The sequence below is a fragment of the Pseudomonas sp. F220 genome, from assembly GCF_057813935.1.
This window is the reverse complement of sequence record NZ_JBVASJ010000059.1, coordinates 1-18,337: the sequence shown is the minus strand read 5'-3', so window position 1 is coordinate 18,337 and position 18,337 is coordinate 1. Positions and strand designations below refer to the sequence as shown.

Below are 18,337 nucleotides of genomic sequence, written 5' to 3'. Positions count from 1 at the left end.
GAATGTCTTCCTGACACCTTCGATGAGACTTGGAAAGTTGCTATCTCTTCGGATTTCCTCGAGAGCATTTGCAACGGTCGTTTTTTGGGCGTCTAGTAGCCGTGACAGAACGTCATCGGCATACTCCGCACACAATGCAGCGAGGGTTCCCGTCGACTGTGTTGGGCAATCAAGGATGGCGAACGCGACGCCATGCCTCTGCGCCTCGCTTTCCAGTTGCTGCTCGAGCAAGTCTGGGACAGATCGACTTGTGGCCAGGACCCAGAGATCCAGATGTGGTAAAGACCTACTCACCTGCGCCAGCTCGGCAATCAGCTCGCGCTCATCCAGCGGTGTCTTGCTTCCATAGCGCTTGCACTCTACTGCGATATGCGTTCCGTACTCACTTCGCGCACGAAGATCTCGCCCTTCCTGCCTGCCGCTTGCAGCCAGAAGGAACTGCAACCCCGTCAAACGTGAGAGCATTTGGGCAATAAGCCCTTCGAAGCCATCAGAACCTGTTGCCTTGAGCGCTCTCAACGCTTCCGTGAGAATCGACGAAGCTAAATCGGCCATTGAACTGTTCCCCGTGGATTGATTTCGTCACAGCGTCCATCTCCGTGGCGGCCCTTCGTAGCTTGAAACGCGTCGCCCCTTCAAACCTGGGCGAAGTACGAAGCGAAGAGATTAGATCAAACTCCTGCACGATCTGATAGTTACCGCGGTTGGTGGCGATTCCTGCCTGCAGGCGATGCAAAAATGATGTCTTCTACATGTTTTTTTACACAGCCGGCCCCGTTGCCTAGTTCAATTCTGATTACTGGAAGCTCTCCAGTCATGCCCAGAGAGGTCAGCCACTCCAAGCGTTAAAAACGAGCTACCGGTAGGCCAGACGGGGCCGGCTGCCCTGAAAGTGACAATTAACCATTGATTGAGTATGCGGGGTTACGATGCCGAAAATGACGCCATATGATTAAGAGTTGATGCCCGGTGGTTTCGGACTTTTTTCCAGAATGCGTAATTGCACCGACTTGACCACCCAATTGCGTTCCATCTGATCAGGCATTTGCATTCGTATTGACCACCCGCTTCCATGCGGCTTGACCAGCACACGCCGTAGTGACGACCGACGGCACTCGACCCAGGCTGTGTGAAAACGCATGCACCGTTTTAAAGTCTGCGTTGCTACGTAAAATCTGCCAACGTTTAGTTGGTCAGCCAGACCTGAAATTTGCGTAGGAACGCGATTTTCATTGCGGTTCTGACTGTCAAACTCGCTCTAAAACGTTTTCACACAGCCTGGCCCCAAAGCAGCCGGTGAGCGCCGACAAGAACCGGACATTTGTGGACCTCCGGGGTTGCCTACGAAAGCAGGGGCGATTCATGCTGCCGCCTAGCACAGGCAACAGCCAATCAATAAACGGCCCCTATTCTGCGGCTTTAGGCGACGCAATGGGTTTCTTCAGTAACGCTTATAACTAAAAGTGGTATCAAAAATGACTGAACGATTTATCGAGTTTCTTGTGGACGCTACGGGCAAATCTCCTCGAAATCTTCAAGACTCGATTAGACGAATTCGCAACGCATCTGCCGGATTTCGCGAGAGCTGGACGTCCGGCGATCGCTCTGACGCCTATGGAACAAGCCAAGAGGCTTTCGAGCACTTCGACTATCTTCAGAATGAATTGCTGAGGCAGCGAGACACCCATAAAAACAGCACGGCAGCATGGTCCACCTCGCCGTTCAAATTAGCGCTCGAGACTCACGTCGGCAGATTTATGACCAGCCCTACAGCCACGGACATCTCATGGTTCGGTGGGCTTGCCCAAGGTGCGGGTAGTTTGCCTGCACTATGCACGGCGGTGCCGCTCACGCTAGAGAAGGCTCTTAACAAACTGAAGCACCGAGATATCATTGGCGTTAACTTCGCATTGCCACCCTCAGGCGGGCACATCCTCTACATCTTTGCGGATGCGGGCATGGGGCAACCAGCTTCTCTGTCAGAGATTGACGTTTTGGCTTTCTGTAATTCCTGTAAAGCTGCGGCGTTACATGTATGACTTGTCGCTGAGTTAGTAGACGTACCCGATAGCCGCCGTATGATCCGTGCTCACTAGTGCACTGGCAGCTTCAAGTCGATTTCGGCCAGTCGTGACCGGCAGGAATCGGCCGATTGTGTTGAAAAAGTCGACCCGGCCTGGCTACCCATGCATTGAGCGGTGAAAGCGCCTTTTTTGCACGCTGCTACGTCAAATCTGAGCCCTGGACCTTCTGCGCAAAACACAGATTTCAATCTCAGACGCGTACTTTTCTGCCGTGGAAACTGAAGCCGACTTTTTCAACACAATCGGCCAGAAGCGGTCAGTCGGCACAGCACCTGCGTAATTGCATCCCATCTGACCAGCTGCTTGCATTCCCACCGTCCAGCCAATTGCATTGGTGCTGACGATCGTTTGCATCCGACTTGACCAACAAACGCCGAAGTGGCGATTGGCAGAGAACGGCCAGAATAGAACGTGCGTTCATGTAGTCTTGGCGATGCGCGACAGATCAGATATTCGCAACAGCGAAGATCAAGTATCTCCATCTCTCTTGGACTTTTCTTCTTGAGCCTCTTGAGACGCAGCTATTGGCTGCGCTGGGTTCTGAGCATCGATGGAAGGAATCTGCGGCGGTGGGTCGGTGGGTGCATGGCGTTTTTCCTTAAGTGAACAGCATTGCGCCAATCAACAGGCTTTGTCGTTTCGGCGGCGACGCTACCGGCTGGCTGTGGACGGTTGCGGATGGCGCAATCCCGGCCTATGTTCCAAGCGAGGCATTGCCTGCGACTACCGCGCTTGACTGGCCGCAGGTGACTGTCCATCCAGTGCGGATTCGCGCAGCGAGGTGACGACATGCCGAACGACTCCCGCCCCGCCGTGCTCGAACTGATCGGCAATACGCCGCTGGTGCGCGTCAGCCGCTTCGATACCGGCCCGTGCACGCTGTTCCTCAAGCTCGAATCGCAGAACCCCGGCGGTTCGATCAAGGATCGCATCGGCCTGGCGATGATCGACGCCGCCGAGCGCGATGGCCGCCTGCGACCCGGCGGCACCATCGTCGAGGCCACCGCTGGCAACACCGGCCTCGGCCTGGCCCTGGTCGGCCGTGCCAAGGGTTACCGGGTGGTGTTGGTGGTGCCGGACAAGATGTCCACCGAGAAGGTCCTGCACCTCAAGGCGATGGGCGCCGAGGTGCACATCACTCGCTCCGACGTCGGCAAGGGCCATCCCGAGTACTACCAGGACGTTGCCGCGCGGCTGGCGCAGGAGATTCCCGACGCCTTTTTCGCCGATCAGTTCAACAACCCGGCCAACCCGCTGGCCCACGAGTGCAGCACCGCTCCGGAGATCTGGGCGCAGACTCAGCATGATCTGGATGCCATCGTCGTCGGCGTCGGTTCGGCCGGCACGCTGACCGGGCTGACCCGTTTCTTTCGCCGCGTGCAGCCGAACCTGGCCATGGTGCTGGCCGATCCAATCGGCTCGGTGGTCGCCGAATACAGCCGCAGCGGCACCCTCGGCACACCCGGCTCCTGGGCGGTGGAAGGCATCGGCGAAGACTTCATTCCGTCTATTGCCGACCTTTCCAGCGTACGCCAGGCCTATTCGATCAGCGACGAGGAAAGCTTCGATCATGCCCGCCAACTGCTGCGCGCCGAAGGCATTCTCGGCGGTTCTTCGACCGGCACATTGCTAGCGGCGGCCCTGCGCTACTGCCGCGAGCAAACCGAGCCTAAGCGGGTAGTCAGCTTTGTCTGCGACACCGGCACCCGCTACCTGTCGAAGGTCTACAACGACCAGTGGATGACCGATCAGGGCCTGCTGCAGCGCAAGGGCTATGGCGATCTGCGCGACCTGATCGCGCGGCGCTTCGAGGATGGCCGGGTGATCAGCGTGGGCCCGGACGACACGCTGCTCACCGCCTTCCAGCGCATGCGCCTGGCTGATGTGTCGCAACTGCCGGTGCTGGTGGACGGACAGCGGCTGGTCGGGGTGATCGACGAGTCCGATATTCTGCTTGGCGTGCACCAAGACGCTTCGCACTTCCGTATGACCGTGGCCAGCGCGATGACCGACAAGGTGGAAACCCTGCCTCCCGGCGCCAGTCTGGCTGAACTGCAGGCGGAGCTCGACCGTGGGCTGGTGGCGATCATCGCCGACGCCTCGGGCTTCCACGGCCTGATTACTCGAGTCGATATGCTCAATCACTTGCGGAGATCCCTCACATGAGTCAGCACGATGAAACCGCCGCACCACGCGCCTTCGCCACCCGTGTGATCCATGCCGGACAGTCGCCGGACCCTTCCACCGGAGCGCTGATGCCGCCGATTTACGCCAACTCCACCTATGCGCAGCAGAGCCCCGGTGTGCACAAAGGTCTCGACTACGGGCGCTCGCACAACCCCACGCGCTGGGCGCTGGAGCGTTGCGTCGCGGACCTCGAGGGCGGAACCCAGGCATTCGCCTTCGCCTCAGGGCTGGCGACGATCGCAACCGTGCTCGAACTGCTCGACACTGGCGCGCACATCGTCTCCGGCAACGACCTGTATGGCGGTACTTTCCGACTGTTCGACAAGGTGCGCCGGCGTAGCGCCGGGCATCGCTTCAGCTTCGTCGATCTGACCGATCTGGCGACCTTCGAAGCGGCGCTGCAGGACGACACGCGGATGGTCATGGTCGAGACGCCGAGCAATCCCTTGCTGCGCCTCAGTGACCTCGCCGCCATCGCGCGCATCTGCCGCGAGCGAGGCATCATCTGTGTGGCCGACAACACCTTCGCCAGCCCGTGGATACAGCGCCCGCTGGAGCTGGGCTTCGATATCGTGGTGCACTCGACGACCAAGTATCTGAACGGCCACTCCGACGTGATCGGCGGCATCGCGGTGGTCGGGCAGAACGTCGATCTGGCCGAGCGCCTGGGCTTCCTGCAGAACGCGGTGGGTGCAATCGCCGGGCCGTTCGACGCGTTTCTGACCCTGCGCGGAGTGAAGACCCTGGCGCTGCGCATGGAACGCCACTGCAGCAACGCGCTGGAGCTGGCGCAATGGCTTGCGCATCAGCCGCAGGTGGCGCGCGTCTATTATCCGGGCCTGCCGTCGCACCCGCAGCACGAACTGGCGCTGCGGCAGATGCGCGGTTTCGGCGGGATGATTTCCCTCGACCTGAACAGCGACCTGGCCGGCGCCAAGCGTTTCCTCGAGAGTGTGCGGATCTTCGCCTTGGCCGAGAGCCTGGGCGGGGTGGAAAGCCTGATCGAGCACCCGGCGATCATGACGCACGCCAGCATCCCCGCAGGCACTCGCGCGCAGCTCGGCATCGGCGATGCGCTGGTGCGTTTGTCAGTGGGTGTCGAGGATGTCCAAGACCTGCGCGCCGACCTGGCCCAGGCGCTGGCGCGGATGTGAGCAGTGGGTCGAAATGAGCCCGTCGTGACCGGTCGCTTTGGCCTGTGGATTCAACCGGTCGCTTCGATTACTTGCTCGTGGAGTCGACGGGGATCTCAGAGCCGCTGCCGGCCGCGGAGCCTCGCTTGGGTCGGCGGACAGCTCTCACTTTCCCGCTGCTTGCGCCTCCGCAGAAAAACTGATCGCCGCCATCGGACTCAAGCCCCGACACGCCTACGCCAGGCGGCATCTTGAGGCTCTCCAGGACCTCTCCCGTTCGAGGGTCGACTCGCCGCAAATCGCTCTCCTCACCTTCCCAGGTACCGTGCCAGAGTTCTCCGTCGACCCAGGTGACCCCGGTGACGAAACGGTTGGACTCGAGGGTGCGAAGAATCGCCCCGGTCTGGGGATCGATTTGATGAATCCTCCGGTCCCGATACTCTCCCACCCAGAGTGTCCCTTCGGCCCACGTGAGCCCCGAGTCACTGCCGCCGGGCGCCGGGATCGTGGCGAGCACTCGACCGGTCTTTGGGTCTATCTTCTGGATGCGATCCTCGGCGATCTGAAACAGGTGCTGGCCGTCGAAGGCCGTTCCTGCATGCGCGGCGACATCAATCGAGCGCAGCGTCTTCCCGCCCACCGGATCGAGGGCGTTCAGCTTGTCGCCGCTAGCAAACCAGATTTGCTGACCGTCATAGGTGACCCCATGTACGTTGTCGACACCCGGAAAGGGTCCATATTCACGAATGATTTCGGCTGCTGATCGTTTCATGTCGTCCACTCTGGTAGCTCGGTAGTGAAGTGATCCTAGTCACTCGGTAGTGGAATGGGGAGTAACAAAGACGTCGCGAAACCCGGCACCGATGAGGTCATCCAACGACGCGCTCGCCCGCGCCCAAACCACTGCACCTTGCCGGATGTCGCCAACGAGTCGAGTGCCCGCTGCGCGGTGCGCTGGCTGGTTCCAAGCACAAGCGCCAGGGCCGAGCTCGACCACGATTCACCGTCGGCGAGGAAGGCGAGCACCGCTGCCTGCTTCTCTTCGACGGGCCGTGCCAGCACGACGACTTCCCGTGCGCAGCGCGGCACCAGTGCAAACCCGCGCTTCGTCGCGGTCACGCCGGCCAATGTCCGAAGCGCCGCGCGAAGCCGCCCGACTTCGACGCGCAACCGCGCGCGATGGGACTCATCAGTGAGCTTCAAACGAAAGGCTCGGGCGATGAGCGTCTCCCTCGGCACGTCTGCGGGCCACGCTTCGCCCAACGCCCGCGCGAGCGCGAACAACACCGGACGCCTTGCGAGCGAGACCAGCGTGCACGCGTCACGCACGACATGACGGCACGCGTCCACGACGAGCGCCTTTGAGGCCAGTAACGCTTCAACCTCCTCGAGCAGCAGGAGCCGCTCCTCGCCATGCGCAATCAGGCGAGCCGCGGGCGTGTTGAAGATAAGGGATGCGCTTGCGACCTCCGCTGTCAGCGCAGGGATACCGGCGTGGTGCGCGGCGTGCTCGGCCCGAGCAAGCGCAGCCCGCGCCGTCTTCGCCTGGAGGCGTCGCATCGCGATCCCCGCAACGACCAACTCGTGGGCGGCCCTTGATGCAGGCGACAAAGGTGTGGGGTCAAGCTCGGCGAGCCTGCGCTCAGCCTCGTCGAGGTGCCCGATCAGGAGCAAGCGTCGGATTTCGAGATAACGCGCATGCGCGGCGTTCACTCGGTCGCCGTGTTCCTCGAGCGTTGCTCGCGCCGCGTCGAGCGCCTTCGCAGGCCAGCCCAGGTCACGCGAGGCGAGCGCGATCTCGGCCTCGGCGACGACACACCGCGCGCGGGCCAAGGCCTCTTTCGGACCGAAGGCACGCGCCGCACTTCGCATGAGAGCCTTCGCTCGAACAAAATCGCCAAGCTGCGCCATCGCGATGCCTCGAAGCGCGAGCGCAGGTGCATCGTCGCGCAAGGCGACCCGGTTCAGTGCGCCGAGGGGATCACCCGCCGCGAGCGCACGCGCCGCGGCCGTGATCAGCGAGTCCATCTGAATCCCGCCACACTTGTCACTCCCACCGTCCGATGCCCGGTGTTTAGTCTATCTCACGACCACCTACCAGCACGTCGTATCGAGAACTGATCGAACGACGGCAGACCACCAAGGGAGCGCAAAATCATGATCAGACACATGACCGGGACACGTGAAGAATGGCTGGCAGCTCGGCTCGAGCTGCTCAAGGCGGAGAAGGAGCTCACGCGGCGCAGTGACGAACTGGCGCGGCGACGTCAGGCGCTGCCGTGGGTTCGGGTCGACAAAGAGTACCGATTCGAGACCGATGAAGGGAGTGCCTCGTTGGCAGACCTTTTCAGAGGGCGCTCGCAGCTCCTCGTCTACCACTTCATGTTCGGACCTGACTACACGGCGGGGTGTCCGTCCTGCTCGGCGATTGCGGACGGGTTCGACGGCTTCGTCGTCCACCTGGCGAGCCACGACGTCACGCTTTCGGCGGTGTCGCGGGCGCCACTTGCGAAGTTGCAGGAGTACAGGCAGCGGATGGGGTGGACGTTTCCCTGGGCGTCCTCGCTCGGCGGCGACTTCAACTTCGACTTCAACGTCTCGTACACCGAGGAGCAACAGCGCAAGGGGCTCGTCGAATACAACTACCAGCGCGGCGGCCACGCAATGGACGCGACGCCGGTTCCGGAGCCCGTCGCCCAGTTCGCGGCCACCTGCGGAACCGACGCGCCCACGTACTCGCGCGATAGACCGGGCATGAGCGCGTTCGTGCTCGAGGACGGCGTTGTCTACCACGCCTATTCCACCTATGCGCGCGGACTGGATGGCCTCTGGGGCATGTACCAGTGGCTCGACCGTGCCCCAAAGGGGCGCAACGAAACGGGCGTCTGGTGGCGCCGCCACGACGAGTACAGCCCGCGGTGAGCCAGGTAGTGGGTGTCGTTGGCGCGGCCGGGAGACGGGAGATTTCACGACGGAGGGCTTGCGAGCTAGCTTCCCAGCGAGCCTTCTTCGGCGTCTCGGCGCTGCTCTTCGCTGTCAGCGCGGCGGTGACGATCGTCTGGTGCGCTTCCATGCCGGCGATGGGCGAGATACCGATGCCCGGCGGCTGGACGATGTCGATGGCGTGGATGCGAATGCCCGGCCAGACGTGGCTCGGCGCCACGGCGTCGTTCCTCGGCATGTGGGTCGTGATGATGGTAGCGATGATGCTGCCATCCTTGGTGCCCATGCTGTGGCGATACCGCCAGGCCGTCGGCAGGACAGGCGATACGCACCTGGGCCGGCTGACCGTGCTGGTGGGCGTGGGGTACTTCTTCGTGTGGACCTCGTTTGGAATGGCCGCCTTTGCGCTAGGCGTCACGCTGGCGACGGTCGAGATGCAGCTGCCGGCGCTGGCGCGCGTCGTTCCGCTCGCGGTCGGTATGGTCGTCCTGATCGCCGGCGCGCTCCAGTTCACCGCGTGGAAGGCACATCACCTTGCCTGCTGCGGGGCGGCACCGGGGCACGGCAGTACGTTGCCAGCGGACGCCGGCACGGCCTGGCGACACGGCCTGCGCCTGGGTCTGCACTGCAGCTACTGCTGTGCAGGCCTGACGGCGATTCTCCTCGTCATCGGGGTCATGGACCTGCGTGTGATGGCTGCTGTAACGGCAGCCATTACCATCGAACGTCTCGCACCGGCCGGTAAGCACGTCGCACGAGCCATCGGAGCCGTCGCCATCGGGGCAGGGTTGTTCCTGATCACGCGAGCAGCCGGGCTCGGATGACGCATCTCGCAGGGTGTGTCTGAACTTCGCCCACCGTGCGAGCCTGGGACCATCCGCAGCGGAGTCAGGGTGAAAGATGCGCTGATCATCTTCCATACCCCGTTACTTCATAGCTTGTTTTGCCTCGTCGCCACAGCGGGAAGCCCTGCTCTCGGCAAATCTAAATTGGACGGTTCTGAAGGTAAATTCAGTGCCTGCAGCACTGCGTAGTCGTGCCCGTAAACGTCGGGTTTAAACGTCACTCGACCATCGATACTCAGGTCCACGGTCCAATAAGCTAGTAGCACAGGCACTTTTACGGGGAGCGTAATATTTTCTGTCTTACCGTTGGCTAACCGTGTCTGAATTGCGGCGGTACTCCAACGAATCGGGTCGTTGAACAACAGCTCTACCAACTGCAGCGGGTTTTCGACCCTGATGCAACCTGAACTGGTGGCGCGGCGTGTTTGAGCGAACAAGTCTCGATGAGGCGTGTCGTGGAGATAAATCGCATAGTCATTTGGAAACCGAATAACGACCTGGCCAAGAGAGTTGTCAGGACCCGCATCCTGACGGAGCGTAATCCCGCGCGGGTTGTGCCAATCGATGGTCGACAGATCGACGACAGCCCCTTGCTTGTCAAGGACTAGAATACGGTTTGCGTCAAGGTAATGAGGATTCTTCAGAATCTTGGGAAGAATATCTTTGTCGAGAATCGTCGGTGGAACGGTCCAGGTAGGATTGAACGTTACGTAAGTAATCTCGGATTGAAAGACCGGTGTGCTGCGAAAGGGTTTACCGACCTGAACACGAGAACGCCATATCGCCTTACCGTTGCGATAGAGCGCGACTTTGTACCCGGCGATATCGACGACCACGAAGGTTCCCTGAAGCTTGTACAGTAGCCAGCGCGCCCGCTCCATGTTCACTCGAACCTGGTCTATCCGTGCCTCTATCGGTATGTTCAACGCCGCAAGAGTCGCCGCACCTACCACGCCGTCCACCGGAAGGTATTGCTCGGTTTGAAACTTTTTAACCGCAGCCGTAACGGTTTCGTCGTAATCAGTCCGCGTTGCCTTTGGCTCGCCCAGATAACCGCCGGCAGTCAAACGGGTTCGCAACACCGCGACCGAGGCGTCGGTCACGCCTGGCTTGAGGACCTGCCCCGGGGCAATCAGCGGCCAACCGCCAATGTCTCGAACCCTGCGCAAATGCGCCAACCCCTCTCGCAACCTGCCGTAAATCGCATCTTGTGGCGGTGCTTGATCGAACGCACGTGCAACGTTATGGGTTTCGATTGAATCAAAGAAGCCTTTGACGTCTTCGCGAGGATCGACGTCGACGGGGTCGAAGTTCCAATGTATTTCCAGACGAGAGGGATCGACTTTACCGCGCCGCAACTGGAGCAGCGCCGTAATGTAAGTATGGGTGGCCGCTATATCAAACGTCGCGCGTTGTGCGGGGGTGGGCGCCGTTGTGCGCATCGACGCTTCGGCCCTGGCCAGATCATTGATACGGAAATCACCAGGGTCCAGACCATCTGCCTGAGTGTTGTTCAGGCTTTTCAACAGCTGAGCGACGTCACTATCGTTTGTCCAGGCAGCACGAAAGCTTCGCTGAGCATAAAAATCCATGACCGCGCGACTGACATCCACGCGCTGGTGGCGCGGTGAGGCCGCTGGTAGAGGGGAAGACGTTGAGCCCTGGGCGAGAATTGCCTGGATAGCCTGTGCGACGGCGTCGGCTGGCGCAACGTCAATGACGCCAGGTAATGGAGTCGTCGGCGAAATCGGCGAAGAGTGCGCTGTCGCTGAACTGCCTATCAGAAGTCCCATAAAAAAGACGCGGCTTAACATGGATAGATTTGATAGCTGCCGCATGGCTAATCCTTAATTTTCCGTACATAAGGGCTAGCATCCTTCACACTGCTAGACTCGAATAAATCGTAATGAGATACGCACATGCCGCTAGACCGCTTGGGTTTTCTAATGGCAGTCATGCTTCTGATGTCCATTTCTGTAGAAGCAGCCTACGCCGATTCGCTTGAGGCCGCGCTGGTCAAAGCGGCACCAGACGCTAACTCCAAGGTTATCGCGTTGGCCGTACGTGCGTCTCAGTGCAGATTGGCGCAAGGCGCAGCACCTGCCCAAAGACTTGCCGTGATTGATTATTCCCTGCCCTCGACCAAACAGCGCCTGTGGGTTTTCGACTTGAAACAGCGCACATTACTTTTCCACGAACTGGTCGCCCACGGTCGAAACAGCGGCGAAAACATGGCCAGTCAATTTTCCAACCAGAATGAAAGCAAGGCCACTAGCCTAGGGTTGTATAGGACGCGTTCGACCTATGTCGGTCATAACGGTTATTCCTTGCGCATGGAGGGATTGGAGCCTGGCTTCAACGATCATGCACTCGACCGAGCGATTGTCATCCACGGGGCACCCTATGTCAGTCCCGATCTGGCGCGGATGAACGGCCGCATTGGTAGAAGTCTAGGTTGCCCAGCCGTCCGCCCTGCCATTGCTCATCAACTCATCGACTCAATGAAAGATGGTCAGTTGTTGTTTTCTTATTATCCGGATCAGCGCTGGCTGAGCTCGTCTTCAATTGTAAATTGCGGCAACTCCACCGTTGCTGAAGCGTCAAAGCCGAGTACGGGTTTTTGAATGGTTTAGTTTGAGAGAGCCGTGCGATTCATCTTCGTCGTTTATGGGCTTTCTAATAGGGAGCCGGCCTTGTGTGTAAGAGGTGACGGATCACGCTTTCCAGACGTGCTCACGGTTCAATCACAGCACCGCCCTTTTCCCAAGCCAATCCCGCTCTCAACCTTTGTGCCCAGATAAAACTGCAAAACAAGACACCCCAATGCCTTTAACGTCTGCTCTAGGCACATCCCCAGCTCTCTCCCGCTGTTTCTCTGTGGCACCGAATGATGGATTGGGCGTAGCAATCCCCCACCCCCCCGGTCAGCTTGGCTAACCCGCTATAATTTCTTTGCTTTGTAGCAATTTCTAAGCAAGCTGTAATTGCTACCTGTCACGGGCACTGCCGGTACAATGCGTGTACTTTTCCTCGAAAGGAGTCGACACCATGCCTGGTGATTATTCGTTGTCGGATGTGCTGGAGAGGATCTTCACAACCAGTTGGCCCTGGCACCCAAAAACTTAGGAAAAGATCATGATTAGGCGCTTGCTAAGTGTTAACAACAGGCTAGGTTTACAAACAAGGAGTTAAATAGCTTCAAACGCTATGGCTCAAGCCTCTGACTCTGAGTCCTTTCGATGAGGATTTTCGATTCATAAGGGTGGGGGCTGGCTGATGGAGCTTGTTTGGGCTACCGAAGATTTGGTGATTGCCGGGCGTTCGTACACCGGCTTTCCGATTCTACTTTGGGACACGATGGAGAGTTGTGCTCCCGCCAATGATTTTCTTCGTCACTACCTTCTGCGCGGGGCCATTGGGTCAACGAAGTCCTGGCCGAGTACAGGTCGTGCACTGTACGACTTCCTCAGTTTCCTTCAGGTCCATGATCTCGATTGGCGCGACGTTGATCGTGGCGAGGCCAAAAGCATTGTCGCTGCCTACCGGGACTACTGCCTAGTCGAGTGCGGGCTGGCTCGCTCAACAACACGACAACGGTTGCACTACGTCTGCAAGTTCTACGAATACGCCCAGACACAGGGATGGGTGATCCGTCTGCCGTTTAGCTATGAAGAGCGGACGGTCAAGCGTGAGCTCGGATTCCTGGCCCACGTCAATGCCAGTGGCGGCAAGGCCATGGCAAATGACCTGATGCCGCGTGCGCATAAAACGTTGCCGAAGTTTTTGAGCATGGATGAGATCAGGGCGCTCTTGCACGCCGCTGAGAACCCTCATCATCGAATGATGATCCGACTCGGGCTTCAGAGCGGTCTGCGTCGCGAGGAAATCGCCACGATTCCACTGGCCTACATCTTCGATCCCGACAAGTCTGGCAGGCGCGAGCGCAACATTCGGATTCGTCTTGATCCGCGCGATGGTCATGGCATGCTGACGAAAGGTAGCAAACCACGCGACATCTATGTCAGTCGCCGCTTCCTCTCCGATCTTCACCGCTACGTGGTCCAGGTTCGCGGTGAGCGGAGCTCTTCAAGCCCTGCAAAGTACAAGCCGCTGTTCCTCAATCAGTTTGGGGAGCCCTTCTCCAATGATGGAAAGGGCATCGAGCGCATCGTCCGCAATATCGGCAAGAAGGTCGGCATTAAGGTTTATCCCCATATGCTCCGCCACACCTATGCCACACATACCCTGCTTGCTCTGCAACGCAATCGTGGCGACGTAGAACCTCTGGTGTTCGTGCAACGGCAGCTCGGCCATAGCTCGATCCAGACAACGATGGTGTACCTGCATTTGATTAACGAATTGGCCGATAGCGCGGTGCTGGCCTACGACGACGAGCTGAATGACCATTTGGAGACGGCCTGATGGGCAAGCGCAAGGTCTATGTCAGAACCGATCTCAGCGTTCCGCAGGTCGAGCATCGCGTTGATCCGCAAGGAGGTGTCATCGTGCTTCCCGAAGCTCTCCCACCAGCCAGCACACTGGTCACTTTCGGGCGAAATACCACTAGCCAACGGAGTTTCGACTTTTCCCGCTGGTACGGTACAGGCATTGATCCGATCACCTTTGCCTGCCAGCGGCAAATTGAGCGTTTCTTGGCCGGACAGGATATTGCGATCGAGGTCAGTACGGTAGTCAACTATTGCAATGGCTTGCGCAACTTCCTCGACTACCTGGTACTGCGTGCGACCGCACTCGGACACAAACTGACCCTGGCCGACATCGACCGCGAACTGATCGATGGCTATCTCGCCCACCTTGCTGGCCTGGGGGTAGCTACAACATCCCAGAAGAGCCTCTATAGTTGCACGAAGTCGGTGCTTCAAGCGCTCGGCCAGCGTGGAATGATTGCCTTGGTCATCGCTGGTGATGCAGCCACCTTCCCACGCAACCCTTTCCCGAACAGCAACCGAAAGACAAAGGGCGAAACCCCGCTGCCGAAGGCCCAGCGCCAAGCGTTCGCGGCGGCGGTTAAACAGGCGGTCATGCCGATCTGGCGCGACGACGTGCCTCTGACCAGCGAGCTGTTAACTTATGCTCTGCTGATCGTAGCGTTGCACACGGGGCGCAACACCACCCCGCTGCTGGAGATGGGGCGCGATTGTCTACGCGCCCATCCCAAGGACAATAGCACCTTCCTGATCCTGTGGAAACGGCGCGGGCACAACACCAGCAAGGTCATCCTGCGTGGTGAAAGTACGAATGAGCGAGTTTTGGAATCCACCCCCACCGTCAAGATCAACGTCGAGCGCATGATCCGTCACGTAATTGCCCGCACCGAGCCGCTACGTGCAGAAGCTCCCGACAACCTTCAGGCGCGCGTCTGGCTGTATCGATCACGCGGCAACGAAGGGACCGGGCAAGTCACTACACTGTCTGATATGGCCCTGAACTACGGCATTCAGAAGCTCGTAGCTAAGTACGGGCTCACGGACAGCGATGGCCAGCCACTGCGGATTAACATTTCACGCCTGCGCAAGACCTTCGCCAACCGCATCTTCGAATTACTGGACGGTGATCTGGCAACTACCGCCATTGCCCTTGGCAACACGCCCCAGGTGGCCGGACGAAACTATCTGCTGCCGAATGAGGATGCCAAGCGCAACTGGCGGTTTATGGGCGACGTCATGGTCGAGGAGTTGCTGGCTTACACCATCGGCGCAACCTATAAGACGACGCCTATGGGGCGCTGTGGCGATCCGGTAAACAGCCAGTACGCCCCCAAGCGAGAAGGTGCGACCTGCATCAACTTCCTTAACTGCCTGCGCTGTCGGCATTACGCGGTGACGGGCAACGACCTGCACAAGCTATTCAGTTTCTACTTTCGTGTATTCGCCGAGCGCATGCGCATGGATAAGAAGCGCTGGGCGCGAGACTACGCGCACATACCCCGACTGATTGACGATTACATCGTGGCTGAGGGGCTGAGACGTGGAGTCTTCAAACTCGCGGCCGTCGATGCCGCACGCGAACGAGCCCGCATCGAGCCACACCCCTTCTGGGCGTCCGATGTGGTGTCGGACCTGGAGGCCTTTGCATGATGGCCTCTCTGCCTTGGGCGCGTGTCGAGGCGCAGCCGAGGGATGTACGCGAACTACCCGAGAGCCAGCGCGATACTCTTATCGTGAGCGCCACTCAAGTCGAAGGGCACTGGGTCATTCTCAGTCAGTACGGCGACGACTGTTGGCAGCTAGACGGTATGCCAAGCAACATGCGTGACAGTCAAAAGCACCTGAACTTCCAACATGTGCCGACTGCGTTCAGAGTAGTGATGAAAGCTGTCATGTACCGCTACTTGCGGCGCGGCCGGGAAGGCCAACAACGGCCAAAAGGGGGAACGTTGAACCAGTTTTTTAGGAATGTAACGTCCTTCCTGCGCTACCTAGATGAGCTCTCACTTACCCACCTGGAATTGGTCACCCCCATTGTCTGCACAAGTTATGCTGCCGAGTGCCGGGAGTACCGCCAATCTCGCCAACGCAAAGATAAACCGCTGTCGCAGAAAGGCCTTTTGAACCGCTTCAAGGCCGTCGAAGCGCTCTACGAGTTGAGTCAATACTCTCACAACCCAATCCCACAGCATCCGTGGCATGGAACTTCTTCTACAGCTATGGCCGGGTTAACCGGCAGCGGTGCGTTCCGCAAGCAGGCTAGTAAGACGCTGCTGATGCCGGATACGGTGTTCTGCACCCTGTTCGAGAAAGCCTACGAGCAAGTTCAATGCGGCAAGCGTTTACTCGATCTACGCGATGCCGTCGCAGCTGTCGTAGTGGAACGGAGAGCACAGAAGCCTTGGGCTGTCGTTGATGCCAAGAACCACAAACTTGCCGCCCTTGGCTGGGAAGGCGGTTTGGCAGCGTTCAACCAAACACTTCTAAATCTGCGCACCGCCTGCTACATCGTACTGGCCAGTACCTCCGGTTGCCGCAACCACGAGTTGGCCAACGTCCAGTTAGGCGCGCACCACCGCACCGAGGATGATGAAGGCACCATCTTCCATTGGATGCGCTCTAAGTCGGAAAAGACCGATACCGGGGTACACGACTGGATGATCCCCGAGGCAGCCGTGCGGGCGCTTCGTCTTATGGAGCGTTGGGCCGAACCTTACCAAGCCATGATCTCCGCCGAGATCGTCGAGCGACGCAAGGTCAACCCACTCGACCCGGAAATCATCCATGCGCAGAAGCATCGTCATGCGCTGTTTCTCGGAGTAACCCCGAGGAAGAGCAACCAAGTTCGCACCCTGTCGAATGAAGCATGGGGTCATGCCCTCAAGGCATTTACCAAGAATGCAGGAGTGGACTGGTCGCTTACCAGCCACCAGTTCCGTCGCAAGTTCGCCAACTACGTGGCCCACAGCCAGTTCGGCGATCTACGTTACTTACGCGAGCATTTTGCGCACTGGAGCATGGACATGGCTCTCGGCTATGCGATGGATGATGGCTGGGGCAGCCACCTTGACCTTGAACTGTACGATGACATTCAGACTGAACTTGAAGACATCAAGCTCGGCACTGTGAATAGCTGGCTAGGCGACGATCCACTGGCTGGCGGTTACGGGCGCTCGATCAAGCGATGGCAGCGCGACCCAGCTAACCTTGCCCTCTTCAAGGATCACCAGACAATGGTGATTTCGATTGCCGAGAGTACCGCCATCCGCAGCAACGGACACGCCTGGTGCACCGCCGACAATGATGGCTGCGTAGGCAACACACTGGAACGGACGCGCTGCGGTGACTGTAACAATGCCGTGATTGGGCGCCGTCATCTTGGTATCTACCGGCAGCTCTACAGCAACCTCAAGGAACTGCTGGAATGCAGCGATATTGGCGAGAGTGGTCGTATGCGCGTTCTGCGCGACCTGGAACGCTGTCGCAATGTATTCATGCAGCTTGGCTATGATCCAGAGAGCGACGTAGCGTGACGATCAGACGTAAGCCCGCCGACGCCCGAGAAAAGGAGCTGATGCTCGCGCTCCACCGCATTGAACGTGGTCGGGCAAAGACAGATGAAAAGAAAGTTACCATCGCGGCAGTAGCACGTGAGGCGGGCGTTTCGGCGGCACTGATCCATAACCATTATCCGAACATCGCCGAGGCCATCCGCGAGGTTCAAGGGCGCTCTAGCCGCGCTCAGCGCGATGTGAAGCACCAGGATCTACGTGCCGAACGAGAGAAGGGGCGTGCTCTGCGTTTGGAGATAGAGGAGCTGCGTGCCAAGGTCGCCAGCCTTGCTTCTCTCAACGAAGTGCTGATAAACGAAAATCGGATTTTAAAAGCTAAGCAGAACGATTTTAGAGTGGTCGGTCCCCGCTCATGAGATGAGCTGCATGCATAAGATTGTTGCCGCGAACCGAGAAGATTGGAGCAACGCAATGCCTACCAGCTACTACCTGGCGTGCCTCGAAACCTATCGTTATGTCTGGATTGGTACGCTTGGCGACACAACGTCTGCAACTGATATCGACGCTGACCTCGTATCGAGTTTCTGCTTGGTGCACCGGGGTAAGGCGCTCATCGTGGTTAGTGAGACGCATCAGATCGTTGAAGAAGGCCACGAATGGGCGAGTTGACCTGCACAGCGCTCAGATAAGGAGGGCCTTGCGTGGGTAATTGCACTGACTTGACCACCCATTTGCATTCAGCCTGACCAGCCATTTGTATCAGACTTGACCAGCACGTTGAGTAACCATGACCGGCAGTGAACGGCTAAAGCCGTCAATTACATGGCCAACAACTGGAGTCGGTTGGAGCGCTATGTGGAGGCTGGTTTTTTACCGATTGACAACAACCCCGCCGAACGAGCGATAAAGCCGTTTTTAATCGGGCGCAAGGCTTGGCTATTCAGCGATACGCCCAAAGGTGCCACCGCCAGTGCGCCGATTTACAGCCTCGTCGAGACCGCGAATCTCAACGGCCAGGAGCCCTATGCGTGGCTGCGCCACGTATTGGAGCGTTTGCCGCACGCCTCGTCGGTAAATGACTACGAAGCGTTGTTGCCGTGGAACTGCTCTCTGGAAATGCCACGGTAAACGCAAGCCGCATTCGGTAGGTGTACTTGGTGGATCGCTTACAATACCGGAAAGAAG

The 18,337-nt window shown here is 58.8% G+C and carries 15 protein-coding genes and 1 pseudogene; 12 read left to right on the top strand and 4 right to left on the bottom strand.

The annotated features are described in order from the left end of the window. Positions 1 to 555 (bottom strand): hypothetical protein (locus ACZYSM_RS27875; protein ID WP_489076700.1); only part of this gene is annotated, 555 nt, incomplete at its 3' end. 920 nt (positions 556 to 1,475) lie between these two features. On the opposite strand from ACZYSM_RS27875, the gene ACZYSM_RS27870 reads away from it, so the two are divergent. The 3 genes from ACZYSM_RS27870 to ACZYSM_RS27860 all read left to right on the top strand — a co-directional run bounded on the left by ACZYSM_RS27870 (position 1,476) and on the right by ACZYSM_RS27860 (position 5,425). After that, a complete protein-coding gene (locus ACZYSM_RS27870) occupies positions 1,476 to 2,039 on the top strand; it encodes a hypothetical protein (protein ID WP_489076698.1) in 564 nt (187 codons plus the stop codon). A gap of 834 nt (positions 2,040 to 2,873) precedes the next feature. After that, positions 2,874 to 4,250 (top strand): pyridoxal-phosphate dependent enzyme, encoded by a 1,377-nt coding sequence (locus ACZYSM_RS27865; RefSeq protein WP_489076696.1) that lies wholly within the window; start codon positions 2,874 to 2,876, stop codon positions 4,248 to 4,250. Then, positions 4,247 to 5,425, top strand: coding sequence for a trans-sulfuration enzyme family protein (locus ACZYSM_RS27860; RefSeq protein WP_489076694.1), 1,179 nt, complete (start codon positions 4,247 to 4,249; stop codon positions 5,423 to 5,425). The genes ACZYSM_RS27865 and ACZYSM_RS27860 overlap by 4 nt, the downstream gene beginning before the upstream one ends. 67 nt (positions 5,426 to 5,492) lie before the next feature. Here ACZYSM_RS27860 and ACZYSM_RS27855 read toward each other — a convergent pair whose 3' ends face one another. Beyond that, on the bottom strand, positions 5,493 to 6,176 hold the full coding sequence (locus tag ACZYSM_RS27855; protein WP_489076692.1) for a Vgb family protein: 684 nt from the start codon (positions 6,174 to 6,176) through the stop codon (positions 5,493 to 5,495). A 35-nt stretch (positions 6,177 to 6,211) separates the two neighbouring features. Next, complete coding sequence (locus ACZYSM_RS27850) at positions 6,212 to 7,432, bottom strand: helix-turn-helix domain-containing protein (RefSeq protein ID WP_489076690.1); 1,221 nt, start codon at positions 7,430 to 7,432, stop codon at positions 6,212 to 6,214. Positions 7,433 to 7,561: 129 nt separating this feature from the next. Here ACZYSM_RS27850 and ACZYSM_RS27845 point away from each other — a divergent pair, with 129 nt between their 5' ends. Continuing rightward, complete coding sequence (locus ACZYSM_RS27845; RefSeq protein ID WP_489076688.1) at positions 7,562 to 8,326, top strand: DUF899 domain-containing protein; 765 nt, start codon at positions 7,562 to 7,564, stop codon at positions 8,324 to 8,326. Positions 8,327 to 8,475: 149 nt separating this feature from the next. Continuing rightward, positions 8,476 to 9,171: a DUF2182 domain-containing protein gene (locus tag ACZYSM_RS27840; RefSeq protein ID WP_489076686.1), complete on the top strand. Its 696-nt coding sequence runs from the start codon at positions 8,476 to 8,478 to the stop codon at positions 9,169 to 9,171. A gap of 107 nt (positions 9,172 to 9,278) precedes the next feature. On the opposite strand, the gene ACZYSM_RS27835 is transcribed toward ACZYSM_RS27840, so the two are convergent. Then, positions 9,279 to 11,030: a L,D-transpeptidase family protein gene (locus tag ACZYSM_RS27835; RefSeq protein WP_489076684.1), complete on the bottom strand. Its 1,752-nt coding sequence runs from the start codon at positions 11,028 to 11,030 to the stop codon at positions 9,279 to 9,281. A gap of 81 nt (positions 11,031 to 11,111) precedes the next feature. Here ACZYSM_RS27835 and ACZYSM_RS27830 point away from each other — a divergent pair, with 81 nt between their 5' ends. The 7 genes and pseudogenes from ACZYSM_RS27830 to ACZYSM_RS27800 all read left to right on the top strand — a co-directional run. Beyond that, positions 11,112 to 11,816, top strand: coding sequence for a murein L,D-transpeptidase catalytic domain family protein (locus ACZYSM_RS27830; RefSeq protein WP_489076682.1), 705 nt, complete (start codon positions 11,112 to 11,114; stop codon positions 11,814 to 11,816). 652 nt (positions 11,817 to 12,468) lie between these two features. Then, positions 12,469 to 13,614 (top strand): tyrosine-type recombinase/integrase, encoded by a 1,146-nt coding sequence (locus ACZYSM_RS27825; protein WP_489076680.1) that lies wholly within the window; start codon positions 12,469 to 12,471, stop codon positions 13,612 to 13,614. Next, positions 13,614 to 15,290, top strand: coding sequence for a hypothetical protein (locus ACZYSM_RS27820; protein WP_489076678.1), 1,677 nt, complete (start codon positions 13,614 to 13,616; stop codon positions 15,288 to 15,290). Before ACZYSM_RS27825 ends, ACZYSM_RS27820 begins: the two co-directional genes overlap by 1 nt. Beyond that, on the top strand, positions 15,287 to 17,173 hold the full coding sequence (locus tag ACZYSM_RS27815) for a site-specific integrase (protein WP_489076676.1): 1,887 nt from the start codon (positions 15,287 to 15,289) through the stop codon (positions 17,171 to 17,173). Before ACZYSM_RS27820 ends, ACZYSM_RS27815 begins: the two co-directional genes overlap by 4 nt. Before the next feature lie 41 nt (positions 17,174 to 17,214). Continuing rightward, the gene (locus tag ACZYSM_RS27810; RefSeq protein WP_489076704.1) at positions 17,215 to 17,568 is read left to right on the top strand and encodes a TetR family transcriptional regulator; all 354 of its coding nucleotides are present in this window, start codon (positions 17,215 to 17,217) and stop codon (positions 17,566 to 17,568) included. A gap of 55 nt (positions 17,569 to 17,623) precedes the next feature. After that, positions 17,624 to 17,821 carry a hypothetical protein gene (locus tag ACZYSM_RS27805; protein ID WP_489076702.1) on the top strand — a complete coding sequence of 66 codons (198 nt, stop codon included), beginning with the start codon at positions 17,624 to 17,626 and terminating at the stop codon, positions 17,819 to 17,821. A 138-nt stretch (positions 17,822 to 17,959) separates the two neighbouring features. After that, positions 17,960 to 18,280: pseudogene (locus ACZYSM_RS27800) on the top strand (IS66 family transposase); the annotation flags it as partial. Between the last annotated feature and the right edge of the window lie 57 nt (positions 18,281 to 18,337).

Excerpts from the sequence above, each read along its gene's own strand:
- ACZYSM_RS27840 (WP_489076686.1), top strand. The coding sequence starts at position 8,476 with ATGCCGGCGATGGGCGAGATACCGATGCCCGGCGGCTGGACGATGTCG.
- ACZYSM_RS27815 (WP_489076676.1), top strand. The coding sequence starts at position 15,287 with ATGATGGCCTCTCTGCCTTGGGCGCGTGTCGAGGCGCAGCCGAGGGAT.
- ACZYSM_RS27810 (WP_489076704.1), top strand. The coding sequence starts at position 17,215 with ATGCTCGCGCTCCACCGCATTGAACGTGGTCGGGCAAAGACAGATGAA.
- ACZYSM_RS27845 (WP_489076688.1), top strand. The coding sequence starts at position 7,562 with ATGATCAGACACATGACCGGGACACGTGAAGAATGGCTGGCAGCTCGG.
- ACZYSM_RS27820 (WP_489076678.1), top strand. The coding sequence starts at position 13,614 with ATGGGCAAGCGCAAGGTCTATGTCAGAACCGATCTCAGCGTTCCGCAG.
- ACZYSM_RS27870 (WP_489076698.1), top strand. The coding sequence starts at position 1,476 with ATGACTGAACGATTTATCGAGTTTCTTGTGGACGCTACGGGCAAATCT.
- ACZYSM_RS27835 (WP_489076684.1), bottom strand. The coding sequence starts at position 11,030 with ATGCGGCAGCTATCAAATCTATCCATGTTAAGCCGCGTCTTTTTTATG.
- ACZYSM_RS27830 (WP_489076682.1), top strand. The coding sequence starts at position 11,112 with ATGCCGCTAGACCGCTTGGGTTTTCTAATGGCAGTCATGCTTCTGATG.
- ACZYSM_RS27855 (WP_489076692.1), bottom strand. The coding sequence starts at position 6,176 with ATGAAACGATCAGCAGCCGAAATCATTCGTGAATATGGACCCTTTCCG.
- ACZYSM_RS27865 (WP_489076696.1), top strand. The coding sequence starts at position 2,874 with ATGCCGAACGACTCCCGCCCCGCCGTGCTCGAACTGATCGGCAATACG.
- ACZYSM_RS27805 (WP_489076702.1), top strand. The coding sequence starts at position 17,624 with ATGCCTACCAGCTACTACCTGGCGTGCCTCGAAACCTATCGTTATGTC.
- ACZYSM_RS27825 (WP_489076680.1), top strand. The coding sequence starts at position 12,469 with ATGGAGCTTGTTTGGGCTACCGAAGATTTGGTGATTGCCGGGCGTTCG.
- ACZYSM_RS27850 (WP_489076690.1), bottom strand. The coding sequence starts at position 7,432 with ATGGACTCGCTGATCACGGCCGCGGCGCGTGCGCTCGCGGCGGGTGAT.
- ACZYSM_RS27860 (WP_489076694.1), top strand. The coding sequence starts at position 4,247 with ATGAGTCAGCACGATGAAACCGCCGCACCACGCGCCTTCGCCACCCGT.